This is a genomic window from [Clostridium] clostridioforme AGR2157, assembly GCF_000424325.1.
GTDB classification, from domain to species: Bacteria; Bacillota; Clostridia; order Lachnospirales; family Lachnospiraceae; genus Enterocloster; species Enterocloster clostridioformis_A.
This window is the reverse complement of record NZ_AUJR01000020.1, coordinates 24623-48500: the sequence shown is the minus strand read 5'-3', so window position 1 is coordinate 48500 and position 23878 is coordinate 24623. Positions and strand designations below refer to the sequence as shown.

Below are 23878 nucleotides of genomic sequence, written 5' to 3'. Positions count from 1 at the left end.
TGATACTACTTCCACGGCATTTCTTGCCGTGATAGCTTTGGCACTGCGTTTTGTGCGCAGGCGTTGGGGTGCGTGCACAGGCACCTGTAAGGGGGCGGTTCGCCCGGAATCCACTTGTATGACAGACAGGAAAACGGTTTGGAAGTAGTATGGAAGCAGTATGGAAGTACTATGGAAACCATCTGACAGTGGCGTGAGAGAGCATCATGGCGGTCATATGAAACCAGCGTGAAAAGGGGGCGTGGCGGGAAAATAGAGGTTGACATTTTGGGGGAACTATACTATTATTGTAACTATCAGAGAACATTTGTTCGCATGAAAGGCATTGGAGGAAACTATGGCCAGAGAAGAGAAGAGTAATGTAATCAACCGCGATATGAATAAAGACGAGAAGTTAAAGGCGTTGGACGCTGCCCTGACCCAGATTGAGAAGGCATACGGAAAAGGATCCGTCATGAAGCTGGGGGATTCCAGGGCCAACATGAATATTGAGACAGTTCCCACCGGCTCCATCAGCCTGGACATTGCTCTGGGATTGGGCGGAGTTCCCAAGGGCAGGATCGTAGAGGTATATGGACCCGAGTCTTCCGGTAAGACCACGGTCGCCCTGCACATGGTGGCAGAGGTACAGAAGCGCGGAGGCATTGCAGGCTTCATTGATGCGGAACATGCCCTGGATCCTGTATATGCCAGGAACATAGGAGTGGATATTGATAACCTGTACATCTCCCAGCCGGATAGCGGCGAGCAGGCCCTGGAGATTACCGAGACCATGGTGCGCTCCGGTGCCGTGGATATCGTGATTGTGGACTCCGTGGCAGCCCTGGTTCCCAAGGCTGAGATTGACGGCGAGATGGGAGATTCCCATGTGGGCCTTCAGGCCAGACTTATGTCACAGGCTCTGAGGAAGCTGACCGCTGTCATCAGCAAGTCCAACTGTATTGTCATCTTCATCAACCAGCTGCGTGAGAAGGTGGGCGTCATGTTTGGCAACCCGGAGACCACCACAGGCGGACGTGCTCTGAAGTTCTACGCATCCGTGCGTCTTGATGTCCGCAGGATAGAAACCTTAAAGCAGGGCGGAGAGGTCACCGGAAACCGTGTCAGGGTAAAGGTAGTGAAGAATAAGATTGCACCTCCTTTTAAGGAGGCTGAGTTCGATATCATGTTTGGCAGGGGCATTTCCAAGGAAGGCGATATCCTGGACCTGGCTGTTAAGGAGAACATCATTGAGAAGAGCGGCGCCTGGTTCGCCTATAACGGCTCTAAGATTGGCCAGGGACGTGAGAATTCCAAGCAGTACCTGTCTGATAACCCGGTCATCTGCGCTGAGGTGGAGGCCAAGGTAAGGGCAAAGTATGAACTGCCCGGGGCAGAGGAAGCCATGGAGGCAGCCGAAGCCTTCAAGACAGCCGCCAAACAGGCGGAAACTGAAACAGGGGGACCTGATGCGGATGCCCCTGAACTGGTATGATGGTGGCAGCCGTCATCCCTGTAGATAAGAGAAAGAGCAAAGTCTTCCTGGAGGAAGGCTTTGCCTTTGTTTTATACAGGGGTGAGGTGGAACGGTACAGGATAGAGGAAGGCAGAGAGCTGGAAGACAGGGTGTATGAGGAAATCCTCAGGGATGTACTGTGTCCAAGGTCAAAGGAGTATGCCCTCCATTTATTAAAGGATTCAGGAAAAACCGAGAAGTGGATGGAGGAAAAACTTGGTAAGGCAGGATACCCCAAAGAGGCAGTGGAATATGCTGTAAATTTCCTGAAGGAATACCATTTTGTGGATGACAATGCCTATGCCCAGAGCTATGTGCGCTCCTATGCGGAGAAAAAGAGCCGCCGCCAGATGGTATATGAGATGCAGCAAAAGGGCGTGGATTCGGCTTACATAGAGGAAGCGCTGGACCAGTCGCCTGTGGACGAGGAGGAATCAGCCAGGCAGGCTCTGACCAGGCGGCTTAAGGGAAAACAGGAGGTATCCTACCAGGAAAAAGGCCGTCTGGCGGCCTTTTTAGGGAGGAAGGGATACTCCTTTGAAGTGATAAACAGGGTATTGAGGGAGATTAAAACCGCTGAAAACCAGGATTAGACCCTGTTGTAATTTGTCTATATTGTCTGTCTCTGCGGGAAAATAAGGGGAAGATACTTGACATAATTCTGAAAAAAGTATAAAATTAATATGTTGTAGTTCGTACAATGAAAATTAAATAAGGAGGTGCTCCTGTGTCACAGATAATGGTCCCTATGATGATTATCGTTATGATAGTTGTGGCTATTATTACTTGGTTTGCTGCACGCAATTACGAGAGGAAGCAGTATGACAGCAAGGTAGGAAGTGCAGAAGAAAAATCAAGGGAAATAATAGATGAAGCATTAAAAACCGCAGAGACAAAGAAGCGAGAAGCTCTCCTGGAAGCCAAGGAAGAATCTTTAAAGACGAAAAATGAGTTAGAGAAGGAAACCAAGGAAAGAAGAGCGGAACTTCAACGTTATGAAAAACGAGTATTAAGCAAGGAAGAAAACGTTGAAAAAAAGGCAGATGCCCTGGAAAAGAAGGAGGCGGACCTGGTCAGGAGGGAAAATATTCTCAGTAAGCGTACTGCAGAAGTGGAATCCCAGTATGAGCAGGGGATACAGGAACTGGAACGGATATCCGGTCTAACCTCCGAACAGGCAAAAGAATATCTTTTAAAATCTGTTGAAGAAGATGTAAAACATGACACAGCTAAATTAATTAAGGAACTTGAAAACAAGGCAAAGGAAGAAGCTGACAAGAAGGCCAGGGATTTAGTGGTGACTGCCATTCAGCGGTGCGCCGCAGACCATGTGGCTGAGACAACGGTTTCTGTTGTACAGCTTCCTAACGACGAGATGAAAGGCCGCATCATCGGACGAGAGGGCCGCAACATTCGTACCCTTGAGACCCTTACGGGTGTGGAACTGATTATCGACGATACCCCGGAAGCAGTAGTATTATCCGGATTTGATCCAATACGTAGAGAAGTTGCTAGAATTGCATTGGAGCGTTTGATTGTGGACGGACGTATTCATCCGGCCAGAATCGAGGAGATGGTAGAGAAGGCACAGAAAGAAGTGGAGAACAACATGAGGGAAGAGGGCGAGGCAGCCTGTCTTGAAGTTGGCATCCACGGAATTCATCCGGAATTAGTTAAGTTACTTGGTAAGATGAAGTTCAGGACCAGCTATGGCCAGAACGCATTAAGGCATTCTATCGAGGTGGCCCAGCTGTCAGGACTTTTGGCGTCAGAACTTGGAGTGGATGTACGTTTAGCCAAACGTGCCGGTTTATTACATGACATTGGTAAATCCGTTGACCATGACATGGAGGGCACCCATGTTCAGCTAGGTGCAGACCTGTGTAAGAAGTATAAGGAATCTGCCACTGTGCTGAATGCGGTGGAATCCCATCATGGCGATGTTGAACCTACCAGCCTCATTTCCTGCATTGTACAGGCAGCTGATACCATATCTGCTGCAAGACCCGGTGCAAGGCGTGAGACTCTGGAGACATATACAAACAGATTGAAACAATTAGAAGATATAACCAATTCCTTTAAGGGAGTGGACAAGTCTTTTGCCATTCAGGCAGGCCGCGAGGTTCGTATCATGGTAGTTCCGGAACAGATCAGCGATGACGATATGATATTGCTGGCAAGAGATGTTTCCAAACGGATTGAGGACGAGCTGGAATATCCGGGACAGATTAAGGTAAATGTGATTCGTGAATCAAGAGTCACGGATTACGCGAAGTAATTGTTCGGAGTGAAAACCAAATGCCCTAAATACCGTAAGAATCCAGTATTCATGCGGGTTTGGGGCATTTTTTTACTTCTTGTAACTTCTTATTAGCTTTTATAATTTCCAACGGCAGGGAAGAATTTTCGAAATCCTTATTGATCTGGGTCATTAACCGCAGATTCTTTCCTTTTTCTTCTTCGAGTTCCGTTTCAGCTTACCGCCCGCAGCGCCCTGTTTTCCAGCTGCTGGATCCGCTTATAGGCAGCGGCCAGCTCCCGTTCGTATCCAAAGGTTTGACAGACTGCAGAGTACATGATATAATGCCAATATAATAATATGGGTGCCGAAGATAATAGGCATACAAGTAAATCCTATTGAAGTAGAAAGGTACCTGCGTCTTTGGTGCAGGTTTATTTTTTATATGTAAAATGCAATGTGGGATGTAGTTTCTGGTGCGTATGATACATATGGAAGATATAATGGACACTCTCCCCAAAATGCAAAGCTTGTTATTCGACTGATATTTGACTTCCTTGCAATTTTTTTTGCAACCCTCAGCGTTGGAAATAATAATACGATACTTCCTTATGTTGCCCCTATTTTACTGTTTGTTTGTGGTCTTTTTTTGACTTTTGAAATATATAATCGAGTAAAAAGGGCGGTTTTGATTAGCCCATGGCTAGTCTAAACATATTGAATAGGGGTGAATTTATGCTTTGGAGAAAAAAAGACTTTACTGTTGCAGAAATGGAAGAGATGGAAAATACTCTAAGAAATAGTAAGTTATATTTGTTAAAATTAAGTGCTGATGATGACGATTTGTCCGGGAAATTAGGGCTAAAAGTTGAATATGTTACAAATATGGCTGATGATAACGAGGCAGAACTCATTCCAATTGATGACAGCAATTATTATGGTCTAATTAGGCTAAGAAAAGAACTAAAAAAACATAAATTTGCGTATATTCATGAGATTATTCATTATATATTTGATGTTGGGTATGGCAACAAAGTGGATGAGTGTTTTTTTAGAAAAAAGAAAGGAAAAACCAACAGTCACGAAGAGCAGAGAACTAATTATATGACAGCAGCTTATATTATGCCATTTGAGCAAATTGTGAGTGAGCTTTATAAATATGATCATAGTGTTCCCAAAATGGATGAAATAGTATTTATTCGTACACTTCAAAGACAATATGAACAAAGTGAAACTGCTGTTATTCGAAGAATTCGTGAAGTTCGAAAGTTAATTAAGTCAAGTGGATGTTAGAGTTTCTTTATAAAGAGCCGGGATGCGTCAGCATCAGATAGCTACCGCGCCCCGGTTTTTCGTGGGTGCAGAGATTGGATTGTTACGCAATAGAACGCCATTTCCGGGGGTAAAGGTATAAATTCCTTACCGCTTCCTTTTTGCACACGGACACATTCGCCCGCATTTACCTTATGCGTTCGGCGGTCTGTCTGGGGGTGATACGCTTCCGCCAGTCCGGGCAGTAAATAGCCCGGTTAGAGCTGGACGCAAAGGGCGCACCGCACACGCTGCACCGCCGCATATCCCCCGTCCATAAAGGGTGCACTCTTCCGCCGGTTCTTACCCATCAGGAGATAAATGCCATTATTGATGCAGCACAGGAAGCATAAAGCCATCATTGCGACCATGCCTTATTGAAACTGTTCAGGAAAAAGAAATCACTCACAAAGGAGACTGTCATGAAGAATAAACGAAGTATTGATTGGTTCCCGCCAGGAAACACGTTTAAGAGAAAGTTGGGTTTTATTTTCTGCTGCACAGGGATTATGTCCATCTTAAACTCGGGGATTGCCATGGCACAGTCTTCGGTTCTTCTGGTTTCCGAAACCCGCGCTGAAGAAGCATACGGTCCCGGCATAGAAGCGGAGCAGACGGAAACCATGCGCATCCGGGCAATCGTAAAAGAAGTAGAAGATGAGAAAATCCTGGTAGAAAGCCAGTCTGAGGAAACTTATTGCGGAGAGATTCTTTTACACACTTCCGTCTATGACACCCGTTTCGTAAACGGGGAGAGCGGCTTTCGGGCAGAGCTGTCTGATATCAAGGCCGGGGATGTGATTTATGCCGATATCCGGACTACGGTGGCCGAAAGCCTGCCTCCCCAGACCACGGCCGAGATTATCATCAGCCAAATGCCAGAAGGCGTCAGCGCCCCGGATTATATCCTCACAGATGCCTTTGAGCGGCAGGAAGATGAAAGCTGGTGCCTGGTCTCTTCATCAGGTACCGTTTACCAGGTTCCCAAAGACTGTCCCGTCATATCCTACGGTATGAATGAACTCTCCTCTTTCCGCATCATCTCAGAATCTAACAAGCTGCTAGTCTGGCTGGATGAAGCGAATACGGTGCAGCGGATTGTCAAGCTTCCGGCTCGGTGGTAACTCTCCGGTACAGTATCCACTGGAACAGCACCACCGCTGCCCATCCGGCTCCGGTAGCAAAAGCAACCGCCGCCAGCCCCCAATGCCTGATCAATACATAGGACAGAATTACGCGGATCGAAATATGCAGGATGGTACCAAAGACCGGAACCTGTACCATGCCAAGCCCGCGATAAAAGCCTACAAAGGAATTACCAAGGAAGCAGAGGACATAAAAGACGGATATTACGTTCATATAAGACCTGGCATGGTTTAAAACCGGACCAGATGCCGCCCCCATCAACAAGATCACAGCAGGTCCTGATGTCAAAAACATAGTTATGGACAATACCAGCCCCAGGCCCGCCATCATCCGTAATCCACACAAAAATCCCTGCCTTATCCTCACTCTTTTGTGGGCTCCGCGGTTTTGTGCCGTGAAGATTGAAATTGCCGTACAGCCGCTGTCTCCGAAGGAATTGGCAAACCCTTCGATCCGCGCCGTGGCGGTGTAGGCGGATATCATTCCGGTTCCGCCGGTATTTACGGTTCCCTGTACCAGCAGTTTCCCGATATAGAGGCTTGACTGATGGAGCGCAGAGATCGTTCCCAACATGATTGTTCTCATAAACAATGGAAAATGGAAAGAGACATCTCTCGCATGAAACAGCAGTTTCGGAGTCTGTTTTTTCATATATCCCAGGCATATAAAAGCAGCGAACAACTGCGAAACCACGGTAGCATACGCAGTGCCGGCCATCCCCAAGCCAAAGGAAAGGACAAAGAGGAAGTCAAGAATGGTGTTTAACCCCATAGCAAGCAAGAGAATCCAAAGGGATGCTCCCGTATCGCCTGCCCCGCGCAGTACGGCCGCACACCAGTTATAAAGAAATACCGCAGGCAGCCCCAAATAGATAATCCTCAGATACTCCTGTACAAACCCCGCAACCTCTGCCGGTGTCTGTATGCCTCTGAGTAAAGGCTGCAAGGCCAGCATCCCGCACATACTCAGCATGATCGTAAAGCCGCCCCCGAATGCAAGCGATAGAAAGCTTTCTTTCCTTAATAAATCCCAGTTCTTTTGTCCATACAATTCCGCTATGATAATCGCAATCCCGTTACAGCACCCGCTTATGACAAAAAGAGACAAGTTCATGACACTGCCTGCAACGCCCGCGGCTGCAAAGGCGGTTTCTCCGATATAATGCCCCACTACAAAGGAATCAATGGTGTTATACATCTGCTGCAGGATATTTCCCCATATCAAAGGCAGGGCCAGGGCAGTCAACTGTTTCCAGATAATGCCGTTTGTTAAGTCATCAGTCAGATTCATCGTTGTTACCTCCGCATAACAGTTTACCGCAAAGAAAAATAGTTGTAAAATGCCATATTATGCGATAATATATAAACGGAACTTTATATTATGAGGGAAAGAACCATGACTCATCTGGAAATTGAAGCATTTTTTGAGATACTGAAGGCCGGCTCCATATCCTGTGCCGCGCAGAATTTGTATGTGACCCAGCCGGCACTCAGCCGGAGAATCAAAGTCTTAGAAGCAGAACTGGGATATCCGTTATTTGAACGAAACAGGGGAAAGCGTAATATTGTCCTGACAAAGCAGGGAGAAGCATTCATTGCTGTCGCCCACAAATGGCTTGGCGTATGGCAGGAAGCCCAGGAAATCAAACGGCTTAACAGCCCCAGAATCCTAAATCTGTCCTCTGTGGGAAGCGTGAGCAGTTATATTCTGCCGGATGTTTTTGAACAATTCTCACAGCAGTATCCTCAAGTGAGCATCTGCTTTCACAACTACCATTCCTATGAAGCCTATCAGTATATAGACAGTGGGCTGATTGACATCGCTTTTATTTCGGACCATATGTATTATAAGAATGTGGAGACGATTCCCGCCTTTTTTGAGCCAATGGTCTTCGTTGCAAACAACAGTTGCAATTATCCTGACTCGGTTTCTCCTGCTATGCTGAAACCCAGTCAGGAAATCCTGCTTCCGTGGAACCCTGAGTACGATGCATGGCATGATTACTGGTTCCGCTCCAGGCCGGAATTCGAAGTATCGCTGGATCAGATGGATTTGCTGGAACATGCCCTGCTCTGGAAAGATACCTGGGCTATTGTCCCTGCGTCCGTGGCGGATAAAATCGTTGGCAGCCATGTCTCGATTCACTACCTGTCCTCGCCGCCGCCGGACCGGATTATATATTATCTGAAAAAAACGTGCAAGCAGACGGAGACCGTCTCCCTTTTTTTAAAGCTCCTTCATAAAAAGCTGGAGACAATACCACAGGTGACCTCCTATCTGTCAGGAGCGCCTGATTAATCCGGGAAGTATAGGTTTGGTAAATAACTGTTTAAAGAAAAAGAGATTGTACCATCCATGTATCATGCTAGAATATATGTGATCTGCATTGTGTATAAACTGGGAATTAAACGGCCTGTTTTTTCATCAGGAGGATGGCCAACGGCCATCCGGCCCTTGACCCAAGGCTGATTGGACATGGTGCCCGGGTCTCCTATCTGGTGTTCCGGATGCCGAAGGAGGATTTGTATCCATGTTCGTGGAGAATTATGATAGCCGTAGAATCTTCAGCCAGAGAATCTTAAGGAAATGTATATTGACACAGCAGGCAAAACTGGATAAAGTAGGGTTATACCAGGAACGGAAAAAGGAGGAATCATAATATGCTGCACATGAAGCGGAGATTAATGATGGCTGCGGCAGGAGTACTGGCTGCCCTGATGGTGTTTCCTGCATACGGCGCCAGCCGTAAACCCATTAAGTCCATAAACCTGACAATAAAAGCAGAGATAAAGCCGGATACGGATTTCGGAGACGAGCTGATAGAGATTGAGACCAGCAGCAACAAGTACTCTGTGGATGGCTATGAAATTCTGAATGACGATGTGGAATGGAGGGAGGACACCATACCCAGAATCCAGATTACCCTCACAGCCAACGATGATTATTATTTCCAGTCCCTTCCAAAGGATAAGGTGATCATAAAAGGCGGAGCTGAGTTCAAAAATTCCAAGAGGGAGGATTCCAGCACCACCCTGCTGATGGAAGTGGAGCTCCAGGCCCTGAACACCTCCCTTCATGCTTTGACGAACGTGGTCCTCACAGAGGACGGCATAGCCACCTGGGACGCCATACCGGCAGCGGGCAGCTATGAGGTGCGTGTGTACAGGGACGACAAGGCAGTGGGCGCTGTCATGACAGTGGGCACCAATACATGCAACTGCCGTGAGCGCCTGCAGAAGGGCGATACGGCCTACACGGTCAAGGTGAGGCCTGTAAGCAAATTCGACAGCAAGGAAAAAGGAGACTGGGCGGAATCTCCCAGCACCTACATACCGGAGGAAAAGGCGGCCCAGTTCAGGGAGAATCCCACGGGAGGTAACGGAGAATGGGTACAGACCCCGGAGAACGGCAGATGGTGGTACCGCAACGCGGACGGCAGCTATCCGGCCAACAGCTGGCAGCAGATAGGAGATAAGTGGTATTTCTTTGACGCACAGGGCTACATGGTGACCGGATGGGTACAGTGGGACGGTAAGGAGTATTACTGCTCCGACAACGGCGAGATGCTGACCAACTGTCTGACACCGGATTCCTACTGGGTAGGGGATGACGGGGCAAAGATTAACCAGTAACACAACTGAACATGGAATACAGGATGCTGTAGGAGTATAGGAATGTACTCCTACAGCTATTTTTGAGGTGATGTGTCATGAATGAGGAAGAGTGGAGAAAGAGAATCTGCATGGAAACAGACACAGGATATTCCTATGATCTGGCTAAGCGGATGGAGCAGTACCGCACCAACCCGGTGCTGGGATACAGAACCGCCGGGTCAAGGGCGGAGTTTGAGACAGGCGGGATGCTGGTCCGGGAAATGGAGTCCCTGGGGCTTGCGGACGTACATAAGGACAGGATATCCGTGGACAGCTGGGAGTTTGAGAAGGCAGTCATGCTTTTTACAGACAGCCGGGGCAGGGAGCACGAGTTTCAATTGGGTGCTTACCAGACAGATTTCCATACCGGCGGATTTCGGGAATTCAGCCTGGTATACCTGGGAAAGGGGACGGCGGCAGATTACAGACAGGTGGATGTGGCCGGAAAGCTGGTTCTCATCGATATCAACCAGAGGGATGAGTGGTGGATCAATTTTCCCGTATACCAGGCCCGGCTCAAAGGGGCAGCTGCCCTGATTGCTGTCCAGGAGCGGGGGTATGGGGAGATAAACGACACGGCCCTTAACGCCCAGGACATAGCAGGGCCGGCTGACGCCCCTGCCTTTTCCATGTCCCGGGCGGACGCTGGTGTGCTGAAGGCGTCCATGGGGAAGGAAAATCAGGTGCGGGTGCGCCTGGACGCCTCATCCACGGTGCTTAAGGATCAGGAGACTTATAATATCATAGGAACCATACCGGGGACAGAGGAAGGAATGATTCTGCTGTCGGCCCATTACGACTCCTATTTCAGCGGATTTCAGGACGACAATGCCGCGGTGGCCATGATGCTTGGCATAGCCAGAGCCGTGCTGCGGTCAGGATATAAGCCCAGAAAGACACTTGTGTTCTGCGCCATGGCTGCGGAGGAGTGGGGAGTGGTGAATTCCAAATACGACTGGTCCGCCGGCGCCTATGAGCAGGTATTTACAGCCAGGCCTGACTGGGCGGGAAAGGTTATTGCGGATCTGAACTTCGAACTGCCTGCCCATGCCCATGGCAGGAAGGATGCTGTGCGGTGCGTGTATGAGTTCACGGATTTCCTGGAGGAATTTATAACCGGTTCGCCAGCCGGTTTTTTTACCTGCCAGCCATATCCGGAGGGGGTGGAAGTGCTGAGCCCCATACAGACTTGGTCGGATGATTTTTCCATGGCTATCGGGGGAATTCCGTCCATGGTCAATGATTTCAGCGCAGGGGAATTTATGGAGACCCATTACCATTCCCAGTATGACAATGAAAACTTTTACCAGGAACCGGTGTACCGGTTCCACCATGAGATGTACGCCGGCCTTGTCCTGGCTTTTGACAGGACAGCGGCAGTGCCCATGAATTTTGCAAGACTGTTTGAGGGCGCAGCGGCCAGCATTGACGGCAGCGTCTGCCGCGGGGCGGGAGCCGATCTGCCGGGGCTGCGTTTGGTTTTGGACCAGGGAATCGAAGCAGGAGAAGCCCTTTATGGAAAAATAAGGGAAATAAACAGGATATACGGACGGCTTCTGGACCGCGGCGAGGAAGAGAAAGCCGATGAACTGGCAGCGGGGTGCCGGCCGTTTAACCGGGAACTCCTGCGCATCTTTAAAAAGGAACAGGATTATTTTGTCCGGCTGAGCTGGCACGATGATGTGCTCTTTCCCCAGCAGGCGGTCCAGGAAAATGTAAGGGCCATGGACAGGGCCATTGCCTGTCTTGAAAAGCATGACCTGACCGGAGCCCTGGAGGCTGTCTATACCATAGACAACAACCGCTACGCGCTTTTGTTTGAGGAGGAGGTCTATACCTATTTTACGGAATACGTCCTGAACCAGCCTTCTGACCGGCTTAAATGGGGGGCGGGAAGGATTGTCCATCACCAGAACCTGTTTAGCCTGGTTGAGAGCCTGAAGGCCAAGGCGCGGGAAGAAAACCCGGATACCCGGGAGGAATATGATGTCCTTGTCAGGGCGCGGGAAAACCAGCTTGGCTGCTATGAGGATGACATCCGGTACATGATTACATCCGCCGGCAAACTCCTGGAGGCAATCCGGCAGGCAGTTCAATGGGCTTCTGAAATAAATAAGGACTTAGATACAAATGAGAGTAAGATACAGGAGGAGTAAATGAGAGATGGAAAGCCGACAATTATACCGGGTTAAGGAGGAGGACTTGCCCAGATTGGAGAAACTGCTGACCGGGTGTTTTGAACACGACCCGTTATACTGTAAACTGATCCCGGATGAGGAGATAAGGAAACGGCTTCTGCCGGAGCTGTTTGCCTGTGACCTGACAGAATTCTATGAGACCTGCGAGATATACTCAGACAGCCCTGAGATGAATTCCCTGCTGGTTGTTTCCGATGAAACCGAGCCATATAACCCGCTGACCTATTATCTGGCAGAGGCATGGGCTTCTCTTAGGACCGATGAGTTCCTGATTAAGGAGGACCCCAGCCTTAAGACTCTGTGGAAGTTCATGCTGGGCAAGGATTACCTCAACTCCAGATGGACGGCCCAGCTCCACCAGACGGAACGGATACACATTATTTACCTGGCTGTCCGGCCGGATATGCAGCATCACGGCCTGGCAGCCCTGCTGTTAGGTGAGGTCATCCGTTATGCTGACCAGCACAAGCTCATGATATCGCTGGAAACCCATAATCCGGATAATGTGCCTCTGTATGAGCATTTTGGGTTTAAGGTCTTTGGCGTGATGGAAAAGCATTTTGCGTTGAGACAGTATTGTCTGGTCAGGGAGGCATAGGAGCCGGAGATAGGCAATAGGAGGCAGGCTGTTTGCGGTTCTTCCATAACTTCCAGTCATGATAATAATTCCAAACTTGTATATTTCACTATGGCGAAATTCTGCCGGAAAGGTTGAAATACCTTTTCAAATGATATATGATTGAAAGAAATCGTTTTATTGCGGATAAATATAACCACAAAGAATAGAAAATAGGGGAGACATGCATCATGAATTATAATGTGACTGTGATTCCGGGTGATGGGATTGGACCGGAGATTGTGAGAGAGGCCAGGAAGGTGCTGGACCAGGTGGGAAAGGTGTACGGCCATTCGTTTGATTATACCGAGATTCTGATGGGGGGGTGCTCCATTGATGCGTATGGGGTTCCGCTTACAGAGGAAGCTCTGGAGACGGCCAGAAAGAGCGATGCGGTGCTTCTGGGGGCCGTGGGCGGAGATGTGGGAAACTCACGGTGGTATGATGTGGCTCCCAACCTCAGGCCGGAGGCGGGACTTCTGGCTATCCGCAAGGGGCTGGGGCTCTTTGCTAATATCAGGCCGGCTTATCTTTATAAGGAATTGGCTGAGGCCTGCCCTCTGAAGAAGGATATTATAGGGGATGGCTTTGATATGGTCATTATGAGGGAGCTTACCGGCGGTCTTTATTTTGGGGACAGGTATACAAGGGAAGTGGACGGCGTCATGACAGCCGTGGACACACTTACATATAATGAAAAGGAAATCAGAAGGATTGCCGTTAAGGCGTTTGATATTGCCATGAAGCGCAGGAAGAAAGTGACCAGCGTGGATAAGGCCAATGTCCTTGATTCCTCCAGATTGTGGAGGAGGGTGGTAGAGGAAGTGGCCGGGGATTACCCGGAAGTGGAGCTGTCCCACATGCTGGTGGACAATTGTGCCATGCAGCTGGTCATGAATCCCGGTCAGTTTGATGTGATTCTTACGGAGAATATGTTTGGGGACATCCTTTCGGATGAGGCCAGCATGATTACAGGCTCTATCGGAATGCTGTCCTCCGCCAGCATGAATGAGAGCAGGTTTGGTCTCTATGAGCCCAGCCATGGCTCTGCTCCCGACATTGCGGGTAAGGATATGGCCAACCCCATTGCCACCATCCTTTCGGCAGCCATGCTGCTGCGCTATTCCTTTGATTTGGACCGGGAGGCAGATGCCATTGAGCAGGCTGTACAGGCTGTTCTGACCGAAGGATACCGCACCGGGGACATTATGTCGGAGGGATGCGTCAAGGTGGGCACCTGCAAAATGGGTGATTTGATTGCGGGACGGATTGGATGATGAAGGCCGGATGGATTCCTGTCCGGATTAGATGAAAGGGGATACGACATGAAAAGTGATGCAGTTAAGACAGGTATGCAGCAGGCACCCCACAGGTCCCTGTTTAATGCTCTTGGTATGACAGAGGAAGAAATGAGAAAGCCTCTGGTGGGTATTGTAAGTTCCTATAATGAGATAGTTCCGGGCCATATGAACCTGGATAAAATTGTGGATGCCGTGAAGCTGGGCGTTGCCATGGCCGGCGGCACCCCGGTGGTGTTCCCGGCCATTGCTGTCTGCGATGGGATTGCCATGGGACATATCGGCATGAAGTATTCCCTGGTGACCAGGGATTTGATTGCGGATTCCACGGAGTGTATGGCGCTGGCCCATCAGTTTGACGCGCTGGTAATGGTTCCGAACTGTGATAAGAATGTTCCGGGACTTCTGATGGCGGCGGCCAGGATTAATGTGCCGACGGTGTTTGTCAGCGGCGGCCCCATGCTGGCCGGCCATGTGAAGGGGCATAAAACCAGCCTTTCCAGCATGTTTGAGGCGGTGGGCGCTTACGCGGCAGGCAATATGTCCGAGGAGGATGTTAAGGAGTTTGAGAATAAGGCATGTCCTACCTGCGGTTCGTGTTCCGGTATGTATACGGCTAACAGCATGAACTGTCTGACCGAGGTTCTGGGCATGGGACTCAGGGGAAACGGCACGATCCCGGCTGTTTACTCCGAGCGCATCAAGCTGGCGAAGCATGCCGGCATGAAGGTGATGGAGATGTACGAGAAGAACATACGCCCAAGGGATATCATGACAGAAGAGGCATTCATTAACGCCCTGACCATGGATATGGCGCTGGGATGCTCCACCAACAGCATGCTTCACCTTCCTGCCATTGCCCATGAGGCGGGCGTGGAGCTGAACGTGGATATTGCCAACGAAATCAGCGCAAGGACTCCCAACCTGTGCCATCTGGCGCCGGCAGGCCCCACCTACATAGAGGATTTGAACGAGGCCGGGGGAATCTATGCGGTAATGAAGGAAATCAGCAAGAAGGGACTTTTGAACCTGGACTGCATGACTGTCACGGGCAGGACCGTGGGGGAAAACATAAAGGATTGTGTCAACAAGAACCCGGAGGTTATCCGTCCGGTGGAGAATCCATACAGCCAGACCGGCGGCATTGCCATATTAAAGGGCAATCTGGCCCCGGATTCCGCAGTGGTGAAACGCTCCGCTGTTGCGCCTGAGATGTTAAAGCATGAGGGACCGGCCAGGGTATTTGACTGCGAGGAGGATGCCATTGATGCCATCAAGGGCGGCAGGATTGTGGCCGGAGATGTGGTGGTCATCCGTTATGAAGGACCTAAGGGAGGCCCGGGCATGAGGGAGATGCTCAATCCTACTTCTGCCATTGCCGGTATGGGACTGGGTTCCACGGTGGCCCTGATTACAGACGGACGTTTCTCCGGTGCTTCCAGAGGCGCTTCCATCGGCCATGCCTCACCGGAGGCAGCAGTGGGCGGACCCATTGCCCTGGTGGAAGAGGGGGATATTATTTCCATTGATATCGACAACCATAAGCTGAACGTGCTGGTATCTGACGAGGAGATGGCGGCCAGGAAAGCCAGGTGGCAGCCGCGCACCCCGCAGGTCACCACGGGTTATCTGGCCAGATACGCGTCCCTGGTTACTTCCGCTGAGAGGGGAGCTGTGCTGCAGGTAAAGTAGGTTCCGGAGCCTGCGGGCGTTACCGGGCTGTCCGGCGGCAGCGGTAGGGGGCGCGCATCATGAAATAACAGTAACAGTTCAGACGGCGCATCTTCTTGACCGAAAATGCCGGTCAAGAAGCATCGGATGTCCATCCGATGGAAAAATTGGTGCAGAATTGGTTTTATAAGCCAGCTTAACACCCGCTTCTGCACCGATTTTTCCGCCGTCTGAACTGTTACAAATAACATGGAGAAAAGGAGTGCAGTATATATGAGCAAATTGACGGGGGCAGAGATTGTAGTTGAGTGTTTGAAGGAACAGGGTGTGGACACCGTATTTGGTTATCCGGGCGGCGCTATCCTGAATATATATGATGCATTGTACCAGCATCAGGATGAAATCACCCATATCCTGACATCCCACGAGCAGGGGGCTTCCCATGCAGCCGACGGCTACGCAAGGGCCACCGGCAAGGTGGGCGTGTGCCTTGCCACATCCGGCCCGGGCGCTACCAATCTGGTGACAGGCATCGCTACTGCTTATATGGATTCCGTGCCGGTGGTGGCCATTACCTGCAACGTGACCAACAGCCTGCTGGGCAAGGACAGTTTCCAGGAAATCGACATTACGGGCGTGACCATGCCCATTACAAAGCATAATTTTATTGTAAAGGATGTAAAACGTCTGGCAACGGTCATCCGCAGGGCGTTTACCATAGCGCAGACAGGACGTCCCGGACCTGTGCTGGTGGATATCACCAAGGACGTGACGGCTGCGCTCTGCGAATATGAGAAGCGGGTTCCGGAGGAAATCGTGCACCAGAGCGATACCATTACAGAGCAGGATATGGACCGGGCCGTGGAGATGATCCGCAAGGCGGCAAAGCCGTTTATCTTTGTGGGCGGCGGTGCTGTGCTGTCCAATGCGTCCGACGAGCTGAGGGCATTTGCCCATAAGATTCAGGCGCCGGTGGCAGACAGCCTTATGGGAAAGGGCGCTTTTGACGGGGCTGACGAGCTGTACACAGGCATGGCGGGCATGCACGGCACCAAGACCTCCAACTTCGGCATAACCGAGGCCGACCTGCTGATTGTGGTGGGCGCCAGGTTCAGCGACCGTGTGACCGGCAACGCATCCAAGTTTGCAAAGAATGCAAAGATTCTCCAGCTGGACATCGACCCGGCGGAGATTAACAAGAATATCAAGGTGGACGCCAGCATCATTGGCGACGTGAAGGTCATCCTGCGCAAGCTGAATGCCAGGCTGGACCCGGTGAACCACGACGAGTGGATAGCCCATATAGAGCGTATGAAGGATATGTACCCGCTGCGCTATGATAAGAACTTGCTCACAGGTCCTTTCATCGTACAGACCATCAACGAGGTGACTGGCGGGGACGCTGTCATTGTCACTGAGGTGGGGCAGCACCAGATGTGGGCGGCTCAGTACTACCAGTACCGCCAGCCCCGCACCCTCCTTACTTCGGGAGGACTGGGAACCATGGGATATGGCCTGGGCGCTGCCATCGGCGCAAAGATGGGATGCAGGGATAAGACGGTCATCAACATTGCAGGCGACGGCTGCTTCCGCATGAACATGAACGAGATTGCCACGGCCACCCGGTATAATATCCCGGTGGTGGAGGTCATTGTAAACAACCATGTGCTGGGCATGGTACGCCAGTGGCAGACCCTGTTCTACGGCAAGCGTTATTCCCAGACCATACTGAATGATTCGGTGGATTTTGTGAAGATCGCAGAGGCCATGGGAGCCAGGGCTTACCGTGTGACGCAGAAGGAAGAGCTGGAGCCGGTGCTCCGCGAAGCCATCTCCTTAAACATTCCTGTGGTCATTGACTGTCAGATCAGCTGCGATGATAAGGTATTCCCCATGGTATCGCCGGGAGCGCCCATTGCGGATGCTTTTGACGATACGGACTTGAAAATTAATTAAAAACAGTGTATAGTAGTCTTTAATATCTTGGCTGCGTTATCAGATTAGCACGATAAAGCGACAGAATGCATGCTAGAGCGTATCAGAAAGCAATTTTCAGACACGCTCTGGGCCAGGTGGGACAGATATACGATGGAGTATACAGTCAGGCGACTTCTCTGTATGCGGTATGGCATTGTATTGTGCCGGGTTCCGCATATGGAGGAGTCCTCTGTATATATATATTAAAGAGGATATGTGCAGCAAGTACAACCATTTAAAGGAGGAGAACAAGATGAGCAGAGTTTACAATTTTTCAGCCGGACCGGCCGTTTTGCCGGAGGACGTCCTGAAGGAAGCCGCAGCAGAGATGCTGGATTACAGGGGAACAGGAATGTCAGTGATGGAGATGAGTCATCGATCTAAGGCTTATGACACCATCATCAAGGAAGCTGAATCAGACCTGCGGGATCTTTTACATATTCCGGATAACTATAAGGTACTGTTCCTTCAGGGGGGCGCATCCCAGCAGTTTGCCATGGTGCCCATGAACCTGATGAAGAACAAGGCGGCAGATTACATCCTTACCGGTCAGTGGGCTAAGAAGGCCTGTCAGGAAGGCTCCATTTACGGAAAGGCCAATGCCATTGCTTCCAGCGCTGACAAGACCTTCAGCTATATTCCGGACTGCTCCGACCTGCCTGTATCCGAGGACGCTGACTATGTGTATATCTGTGAGAACAACACCATTTACGGCACCAAGTACTGGACCCTTCCCAACACAAAGGGAAAGCTTCTGGTAGCTGACCAGTCCTCATGCTTCCTGTCCGAGCCCGTGGATGTGTCAAAGTACGGCCTGATCTTTGCAGGCGCCCAGAAGAACGTGGGACCGGCTGGAACCGTCATTGTCATTGTGAGGGAGGACCTGGTGACAGAGGATGTGCTGCCCGGGACACCTACCATGCTCCGCTATAAGACCCATGCGGACGCAGAGTCACTGTACAATACCCCGCCTACATACGGCATATACATGTGCGGAAAGGTATTTAAGTGGCTGAAGGCCAGAGGCGGCCTGGCAGCCATGAAGGAATACAACGAAAAGAAGGCTAAGATCCTCTATGATTTTCTGGATGAAAGCCGGTTATTTAAGGGTACTGTGGTTAAGAAGGACCGCTCACTGATGAACGTGCCGTTCGTGACAGGGGACGAGGAACTGGACGCCCTGTTTGTGAAGGATTCAAAGGCAGCGGGCTTTGAGAATCTGAAGGGACACAGAACCGTGGGCGGCATGCGTGCCAGCATTTACAATGCAATGCCTGCGGAGGGTGTTGAGAAACTGGTGGAATTTATGGCTGACTTCGAGAAGAAGCACAGGAAATAAAAGTCTTTGGACATATAGAGGAGAGTTGGATTATTATGAAAAAAATTCATTGCTTGAACCCCATTGCGAAGTGCGGCACGGAGCTGTTTCCGGCCGGATATGAGATGACAGACAACGTGGCGGACGCTGACGCCGTCCTGGTGCGCAGCGCTTCCATGCATGATATGGAACTTCCGGAGAACCTGGTGGCGGTGGGCCGCGCGGGAGCCGGTGTCAATAACATCCCGCTGGATTCCTGCGCGCAGAAGGGCATCGTTGTATTCAATACACCGGGAGCCAATGCCAACGGCGTAAAGGAGCTGGTGATTGCAGGCATGCTCATGGCTTCCCGGGATATCGTGGGAGGTATCGAGTGGTGCAAGGCCAATGCGGAGGACGACAACATTACCAAGGACACAGAGAAGAGCAAGAAGGCATTTGCCGGCTGCGAGATTAAGGGCAAGAAGCTGGGTGTTATCGGCCTGGGAGCCATCGGCGCGGAGGTTGCCAACGCTGCTACCCATCTGGGAATGGAGGTATACGGATACGACCCATATATTTCCATCAACGCGGCCTGGAGGCTGTCCAGGAGTGTAAAGCATATCACCAATGCGGACATTATTTTCCAGGAATGTGATTATATTACCATCCATGTGCCCCTTATGGATACCACCAGGGGAATGATTAACAGGGAAAAACTGGCTATCATGAAGGATGGGGTGGTAATCCTCAACTTCTCCAGGGATACCCTGGTCAATGACGATGATATGGCGGCTGCGCTGGACGCGGGAAAGGTGCGCTACTATGTCAGCGATTTCCCCAATCCAAAGGTCGCAAACATGGAGAGGGTTATCCTGCTTCCCCATCTGGGCGCTTCCACAAAGGAGTCCGAGGACAATTGCGCGGTGATGGCGGTGAAGGAGCTGACAGATTACCTGGAGAATGGCAATATCAAGAACTCCGTCAACTTTCCGTCCTGCGATATGGGCATGTGCCAGGCAGAGAGCCGTGTGGCCGTGCTTCATATGAACATTCCCAACATGATTGGACAGATTACGGGTATATTGGCTGAACAGGGCATGAACATTTCCGATATGACCAATAAGAGCCGGGATAAGTATGCCTACACGCTGCTGGATTTGGAGCACAAGGCAGAGGATGCCACCATCCAGAAGCTCAGGGCCATCAAAGGCGTGCTGAGGGTGCGGGTGGTTAAGTAACTGCGCTCTACCATGGCCGGACTGTAACCTTAGATAAACAGGAGAGAAACTATGGCAGTAGTAAAACCATTTATGTGTATCAGGCCCGCGGCGGACAAGGCGGCCCGGGTAGCGGCCCTGCCCTATGATGTGTATAACAGGAAGGAAGCCTGTGAGGCCGTTAAGGGGAATCCCCTTTCCTTCCTGAACATTGACAGGGCTGAGACTCAGTTTGGGGATGACGTGGACACCTATGACAGCCGTGTCTATGACAAGGCCAGGGAGCTGCTTGATTGTCAGATTGAGGAGGGGGTCTATGTGACGGACCCTGAGGAAAATTACTATCTCTATGAACTCACCATGGATGGCAGGAGCCAGACCGGTATCGTGGCCTGCTGTTCCATTGACGACTATGTGGACGGCGTGGTGAAGAAACATGAGAATACCAGGGAGGATAAGGAACTGGACCGCATCCGCCACGTGGATACCACTAACGCCCACACAGGCCCTATTTTCCTGGCCTACAGGCAGAATCAGGAGCTTAAGGCTTTGGTGGCCCAGGTGAAGGAGGAGGTGCCTCTGTATGATTTCGTGTCAGAGGACGCAATCCGCCACAGGGCGTGGATGATTGGCGCCAGAAATATGGTGCGGGCCGTGGAGGATGCATTTGCGGCCATACCGGCCACCTATATTGCGGACGGACATCACAGGGCTGCCTCCGCTGTGAAGGTGGGGCTTAAGAGAAGGGAAGAGAACCCGGATTATACGGGGAAGGAACCTTTCAACTATTTCCTGTCCGTACTGTTCCCGGACGAGGAACTTAAGATACTGCCCTACAACCGGGTAGTGAAGGATTTAAACGGATTGGGACAGGAAGATTTTCTGGCTGCTGTTTCGGAGCGCTTTGAGGTGCAGGAACGTGGCGGGGCAGGAACCGGGGCCTTTGGGCCTGAGGAGAAGGGCACATTCGGCATGTTCTTAAAGGACAGATGGTACAGTCTTAAGGTGAAGCCGGAGTTTGTGAGCAGTGACCCGGTGAAGGGGCTGGACGTGTCTATCCTTCAGGACCAGCTTCTGGGGCCGGTGCTTGGAATCGGCGACCCCAGGGTTGATAAGCGCGTTGACTTTATCGGCGGGATACGGGGACTTAAGGAACTGGAGCGCCGGGTTGGTGAGGATATGGAGGTGGCATTTTCCATGTTCCCCACATCCATAGAGGAGTTGTTGTCTGTGGCGGACGCGGGGCTTCTCATGCCGCCTAAGTCTACCTGGTTTGAGCCGAAGCTTCGGAGTGGGCTGTTTATACATAGGTTGGGGTAGGATGAGGGGAAGGGGGTACGCGGACGCGCGTGGGGAGCCGCGTCCGTGAGAGCCGGGAACGCAGTCCGGGAGGTGACCGTTTCCGCAGTGGGAGAGACTAAGACCCAAGGGGCAGGAAAACCCGGGGACCGCAAAAATTACGCCGAACTCCTGATGAGTTCGGCTCCATGTTTGCTTTGCTCCGGGCGTGGAGCGCCCTGCGCAACCCCGGCTTTGCCTGCCCCTTGCGCCTAAGTCTCTCCGAACTGCTCCAAAGCCACCTCCCGCCCTGCGTTCCCGGCTCTCACCCACTACATTTCCAGAGCGTCCGCTGTCTCTTCCACGCAAAGGATAGAAAAAGTATCTCTGGCTGGTGATGCTGGCTAATCGGAAAGTTGCTGCCGCGGCCACCCCCATCCCACTCACGGACGGATGCACCTAACCCCTCTACATCTTTACATCTAAATTAATCAGAACCCAATATTGTTGCTGTCAATACTATCAAACACCAACTTGAAAGTGGACCTCTTAGACTCGTCCAGGTGATACAAGAGCTTTTCCACAGCGGTATCCCAGTCTTTTTGCAGGCAGGGGACAATGATGTCAATGTGTTCCCTGAAGGTATCCTCCAAACGGTTGTTGGAGATATTTCCTGTCATGAAGCGGAAACGCTCGCTCTGGGTCTGTATCAGTGCGTAATTCTGGCGCAGGTAAACGTTAGGGCAGGCGTCCACAATCATTTGGTGGAAGGAGGAATCTAAGTCATAAAAGTAATTGTTGTTCTGAAAGCACTCGCTGTTTGCGTCTTTATGGGAAAAAATATGGTAGAATTCGTTCAGCTTGTCCTCGTCCAGAAATGAACCATAATTTTTCAAGATATAAGGTTCATATAATTTCCGTATCTCAAAAATCATGTTCACGTCCTTGATGGACAGGGCGGTCACGGTGATTCCTTTCTTTGGTTTTATCTCAATAAGCCCCTCCTGCTCCAGCCTGCTTAAGGCATCGCGGATGGGCGTTCTGCTTATCTTTAATTCATCGGTCAGGATTTCCTCATTTAAAAACGTCCCCGGCGCATATTCACAGGTGACGATTTTTTGCTTTATTGTGTTGTATGCCAAGGTCTTCAGATTGGTTTTAACCACGATGAACATACCCCCCCTCTTTTAATATATATGAAAGTATTTTATCATAGATATCGCGCCGGTTCAATAAGAGGGTAAAATAAAATGATTGAGCAATGGTCATATTGCATAAAAATATAGAATAGAATCGGTCATTATATACAAAATATAAAACATGGTCAGAGAATCAGTTGACATGATGTATTTATTAATATATACTATGATGTATACAACAGAGAATATATCTCAGCTGGGAGGAAGATTAATGAAAGCAATGTATATTAATGCACCCGGTCAGGTAGAGTTCAGGGATATCGATAAACCAGTGCGGCAAAAGGGTGAGGTTCTGCTGAAACTCCTGTACGGAGGAATATGCGGAAGCGACCTGGGTTCCTACAAGGGGACCTTCGCGTACTTCGATTATCCAAGGATACCAGGCCATGAGTTTTCTGCGGAAATCGTGGAAGTGGATGAGGACAATGACCAGGGACTGCGCCCGGGAATGATTGTAACCTGTAATCCATATTTTAACTGCGGACACTGTTATTCCTGCGAGCACGGAATCGTGAATGCATGTATGGATAACCAGACCATGGGATGCCAGAGAGACGGGGCGTTTCAGGAGTATATAACCATGCCTGAGGAGCGTGTGTATGACGGAAAGGGATTGGATCCCATGCTTCTTGCAGCCATTGAGCCTTTCTGCATCAGCTATCATGGGGTCAGCAGGGCAGAGGTAAAGCAGGGGGACAAGGTTCTGGTCATAGGAGCCGGTACCATCGGTGTTCTGGCTGCAGTGGCAGCCAAGGCAAAGGGGGCAGTGGTTTGCATATCCGATGTGTCCATGGGGAAACTGGACATGGCCAGGGAGTTTGGCGTGGATGGCATCATCCTCAATGATTCCCCGGAGAGCTTTGACAAGGCGGTGAAGGAGATTACAGACGGGAATGGGTTTGATATAGCCATTGAGGCGGTCGGACTTCCATCCACATTCCAGAACTGCATTGACGCGGCCTGTTTTGGGGGAAAGGTGGTTGTCATCGGGGTAGGAAAGAAAAATCTGGATTTCAATTTCACACTGCTCCAGAAAAAGGAACTTAATGTATTCGGTTCAAGAAATGCCCTTAAGAAAGATTTTGTGGAGCTGATTGACCTGGTCAAGGAAGGAAAGGTACCGGTAAAGGGAATCATCACCAATATATACAAATTTGAGGATGGGGCCAAGGCGTTCTATGATTTTGCCAACAATCCGGGAGATATGCTGAAGGTAATCCTGGACTTTACGGACAGATAAAACACAAAAGGTAAAGGTAACAAAAAATTAATCTCTCAGG

The 23878-nt window shown here is 50.4% G+C and carries 18 protein-coding genes and 1 pseudogene; 16 read left to right on the top strand and 3 right to left on the bottom strand.

Going from position 1 to position 23878, the window contains the following annotated elements; translation table 11 throughout:
* The first annotated feature begins 337 nt into the window (after nucleotides 1-337).
* The 4 genes from recA (at nucleotide 338) to G614_RS0110225 (ending at nucleotide 5027) form a co-directional block, all read left to right on the top strand.
* The gene (recA, locus tag G614_RS0110250) at nucleotides 338-1474 is read left to right on the top strand and encodes a recombinase RecA (protein ID WP_027641858.1); all 1137 of its coding nucleotides are present in this window, start codon (nucleotides 338-340) and stop codon (nucleotides 1472-1474) included.
* Nucleotides 1471-2088, top strand: a complete 618-nt coding sequence (locus tag G614_RS0110245) for a regulatory protein RecX (protein ID WP_027641857.1) — start codon at nucleotides 1471-1473, stop codon at nucleotides 2086-2088. The genes recA and G614_RS0110245 overlap by 4 nt, the downstream gene beginning before the upstream one ends.
* Before the next feature lie 134 nt (nucleotides 2089-2222).
* Nucleotides 2223-3773 carry a ribonuclease Y gene (gene rny / locus G614_RS0110240; protein ID WP_027641856.1) on the top strand — a complete coding sequence of 517 codons (1551 nt, stop codon included), beginning with the start codon at nucleotides 2223-2225 and terminating at the stop codon, nucleotides 3771-3773.
* A 696-nt stretch (nucleotides 3774-4469) separates the two neighbouring features.
* Nucleotides 4470-5027 carry a hypothetical protein gene (locus tag G614_RS0110225; protein WP_027641855.1) on the top strand — a complete coding sequence of 186 codons (558 nt, stop codon included), beginning with the start codon at nucleotides 4470-4472 and terminating at the stop codon, nucleotides 5025-5027.
* Nucleotides 5028-5193: 166 nt separating this feature from the next.
* Here G614_RS0110225 and G614_RS34365 read toward each other — a convergent pair.
* Nucleotides 5194-5313 (bottom strand): annotated as a pseudogene (locus tag G614_RS34365) (conjugal transfer protein); the annotation flags it as partial.
* A 154-nt stretch (nucleotides 5314-5467) separates the two neighbouring features.
* On the opposite strand from G614_RS34365, the gene G614_RS32685 reads away from it, so the two are divergent.
* Nucleotides 5468-6169, top strand: coding sequence for a hypothetical protein (locus G614_RS32685; RefSeq protein ID WP_022201972.1), 702 nt, complete (start codon nucleotides 5468-5470; stop codon nucleotides 6167-6169).
* Here the strand turns inward: G614_RS32685 and G614_RS0110210 are convergent.
* Nucleotides 6147-7481: an MATE family efflux transporter gene (locus tag G614_RS0110210; protein ID WP_027641853.1), complete on the bottom strand. Its 1335-nt coding sequence runs from the start codon at nucleotides 7479-7481 to the stop codon at nucleotides 6147-6149. The genes G614_RS32685 and G614_RS0110210 overlap by 23 nt on opposite strands.
* Before the next feature lie 105 nt (nucleotides 7482-7586).
* On the opposite strand from G614_RS0110210, the gene G614_RS0110205 reads away from it, so the two are divergent.
* The 10 genes from G614_RS0110205 (at nucleotide 7587) to G614_RS0110150 (ending at nucleotide 21441) form a co-directional block, all read left to right on the top strand.
* Nucleotides 7587-8489 (top strand): LysR family transcriptional regulator, encoded by a 903-nt coding sequence (locus tag G614_RS0110205; RefSeq protein WP_022201974.1) that lies wholly within the window; start codon nucleotides 7587-7589, stop codon nucleotides 8487-8489.
* A 362-nt stretch (nucleotides 8490-8851) separates the two neighbouring features.
* Nucleotides 8852-9823, top strand: a complete 972-nt coding sequence (locus G614_RS0110190; protein WP_027641852.1) for an N-acetylmuramoyl-L-alanine amidase family protein — start codon at nucleotides 8852-8854, stop codon at nucleotides 9821-9823.
* A 77-nt stretch (nucleotides 9824-9900) separates the two neighbouring features.
* Entirely contained in the window at nucleotides 9901-12000 is a 2100-nt protein-coding gene (locus tag G614_RS0110185) for a M28 family peptidase (protein WP_027641851.1), read from the top strand.
* A gap of 7 nt (nucleotides 12001-12007) precedes the next feature.
* Complete coding sequence (locus G614_RS0110180) at nucleotides 12008-12640, top strand: GNAT family N-acetyltransferase (RefSeq protein ID WP_027641850.1); 633 nt, start codon at nucleotides 12008-12010, stop codon at nucleotides 12638-12640.
* A gap of 209 nt (nucleotides 12641-12849) precedes the next feature.
* On the top strand, nucleotides 12850-13935 hold the full coding sequence (gene leuB / locus G614_RS0110175) for a 3-isopropylmalate dehydrogenase (RefSeq protein ID WP_027641849.1): 1086 nt from the start codon (nucleotides 12850-12852) through the stop codon (nucleotides 13933-13935).
* A gap of 48 nt (nucleotides 13936-13983) precedes the next feature.
* Entirely contained in the window at nucleotides 13984-15648 is a 1665-nt protein-coding gene (gene ilvD / locus G614_RS0110170; RefSeq protein ID WP_027641848.1) for a dihydroxy-acid dehydratase, read from the top strand.
* Between the two features lie 252 nt (nucleotides 15649-15900).
* A complete protein-coding gene (gene ilvB / locus G614_RS0110165) occupies nucleotides 15901-17583 on the top strand; it encodes a biosynthetic-type acetolactate synthase large subunit (RefSeq protein WP_027641847.1) in 1683 nt (560 codons plus the stop codon).
* Between the two features lie 274 nt (nucleotides 17584-17857).
* Nucleotides 17858-18943, top strand: a complete 1086-nt coding sequence (gene serC, locus G614_RS0110160; protein ID WP_027641846.1) for a 3-phosphoserine/phosphohydroxythreonine transaminase — start codon at nucleotides 17858-17860, stop codon at nucleotides 18941-18943.
* Between the two features lie 35 nt (nucleotides 18944-18978).
* Complete coding sequence (locus G614_RS0110155; RefSeq protein ID WP_027641845.1) at nucleotides 18979-20142, top strand: phosphoglycerate dehydrogenase; 1164 nt, start codon at nucleotides 18979-18981, stop codon at nucleotides 20140-20142.
* Between the two features lie 51 nt (nucleotides 20143-20193).
* Nucleotides 20194-21441 carry a DUF1015 domain-containing protein gene (locus tag G614_RS0110150; RefSeq protein WP_027641844.1) on the top strand — a complete coding sequence of 416 codons (1248 nt, stop codon included), beginning with the start codon at nucleotides 20194-20196 and terminating at the stop codon, nucleotides 21439-21441.
* A 449-nt stretch (nucleotides 21442-21890) separates the two neighbouring features.
* Here the strand turns inward: G614_RS0110150 and G614_RS0110145 are convergent, their stop codons facing one another.
* Nucleotides 21891-22574 carry a GntR family transcriptional regulator gene (locus G614_RS0110145; protein WP_044917555.1) on the bottom strand — a complete coding sequence of 228 codons (684 nt, stop codon included), beginning with the start codon at nucleotides 22572-22574 and terminating at the stop codon, nucleotides 21891-21893.
* A 235-nt stretch (nucleotides 22575-22809) separates the two neighbouring features.
* On the opposite strand from G614_RS0110145, the gene G614_RS0110140 reads away from it, so the two are divergent.
* Nucleotides 22810-23838: a zinc-binding dehydrogenase gene (locus G614_RS0110140; RefSeq protein WP_027641842.1), complete on the top strand. Its 1029-nt coding sequence runs from the start codon at nucleotides 22810-22812 to the stop codon at nucleotides 23836-23838.
* Nucleotides 23839-23878 lie beyond the last annotated feature (40 nt).

Excerpts from the sequence above, each read along its gene's own strand:
- recA (WP_027641858.1), top strand. The coding sequence starts at position 338 with ATGGCCAGAGAAGAGAAGAGTAATGTAATCAACCGCGATATGAATAAA.
- G614_RS0110245 (WP_027641857.1), top strand. The coding sequence starts at position 1,471 with ATGATGGTGGCAGCCGTCATCCCTGTAGATAAGAGAAAGAGCAAAGTC.
- G614_RS0110225 (WP_027641855.1), top strand. The coding sequence starts at position 4,470 with ATGCTTTGGAGAAAAAAAGACTTTACTGTTGCAGAAATGGAAGAGATG.
- G614_RS32685 (WP_022201972.1), top strand. The coding sequence starts at position 5,468 with ATGAAGAATAAACGAAGTATTGATTGGTTCCCGCCAGGAAACACGTTT.
- G614_RS0110210 (WP_027641853.1), bottom strand. The coding sequence starts at position 7,481 with ATGAATCTGACTGATGACTTAACAAACGGCATTATCTGGAAACAGTTG.
- G614_RS0110205 (WP_022201974.1), top strand. The coding sequence starts at position 7,587 with ATGACTCATCTGGAAATTGAAGCATTTTTTGAGATACTGAAGGCCGGC.
- G614_RS0110190 (WP_027641852.1), top strand. The coding sequence starts at position 8,852 with ATGCTGCACATGAAGCGGAGATTAATGATGGCTGCGGCAGGAGTACTG.
- G614_RS0110185 (WP_027641851.1), top strand. The coding sequence starts at position 9,901 with ATGAATGAGGAAGAGTGGAGAAAGAGAATCTGCATGGAAACAGACACA.
- G614_RS0110180 (WP_027641850.1), top strand. The coding sequence starts at position 12,008 with ATGGAAAGCCGACAATTATACCGGGTTAAGGAGGAGGACTTGCCCAGA.
- leuB (WP_027641849.1), top strand. The coding sequence starts at position 12,850 with ATGAATTATAATGTGACTGTGATTCCGGGTGATGGGATTGGACCGGAG.
- ilvD (WP_027641848.1), top strand. The coding sequence starts at position 13,984 with ATGAAAAGTGATGCAGTTAAGACAGGTATGCAGCAGGCACCCCACAGG.
- ilvB (WP_027641847.1), top strand. The coding sequence starts at position 15,901 with ATGAGCAAATTGACGGGGGCAGAGATTGTAGTTGAGTGTTTGAAGGAA.
- serC (WP_027641846.1), top strand. The coding sequence starts at position 17,858 with ATGAGCAGAGTTTACAATTTTTCAGCCGGACCGGCCGTTTTGCCGGAG.
- G614_RS0110155 (WP_027641845.1), top strand. The coding sequence starts at position 18,979 with ATGAAAAAAATTCATTGCTTGAACCCCATTGCGAAGTGCGGCACGGAG.
- G614_RS0110150 (WP_027641844.1), top strand. The coding sequence starts at position 20,194 with ATGGCAGTAGTAAAACCATTTATGTGTATCAGGCCCGCGGCGGACAAG.
- G614_RS0110145 (WP_044917555.1), bottom strand. The coding sequence starts at position 22,574 with ATGTTCATCGTGGTTAAAACCAATCTGAAGACCTTGGCATACAACACA.
- G614_RS0110140 (WP_027641842.1), top strand. The coding sequence starts at position 22,810 with ATGAAAGCAATGTATATTAATGCACCCGGTCAGGTAGAGTTCAGGGAT.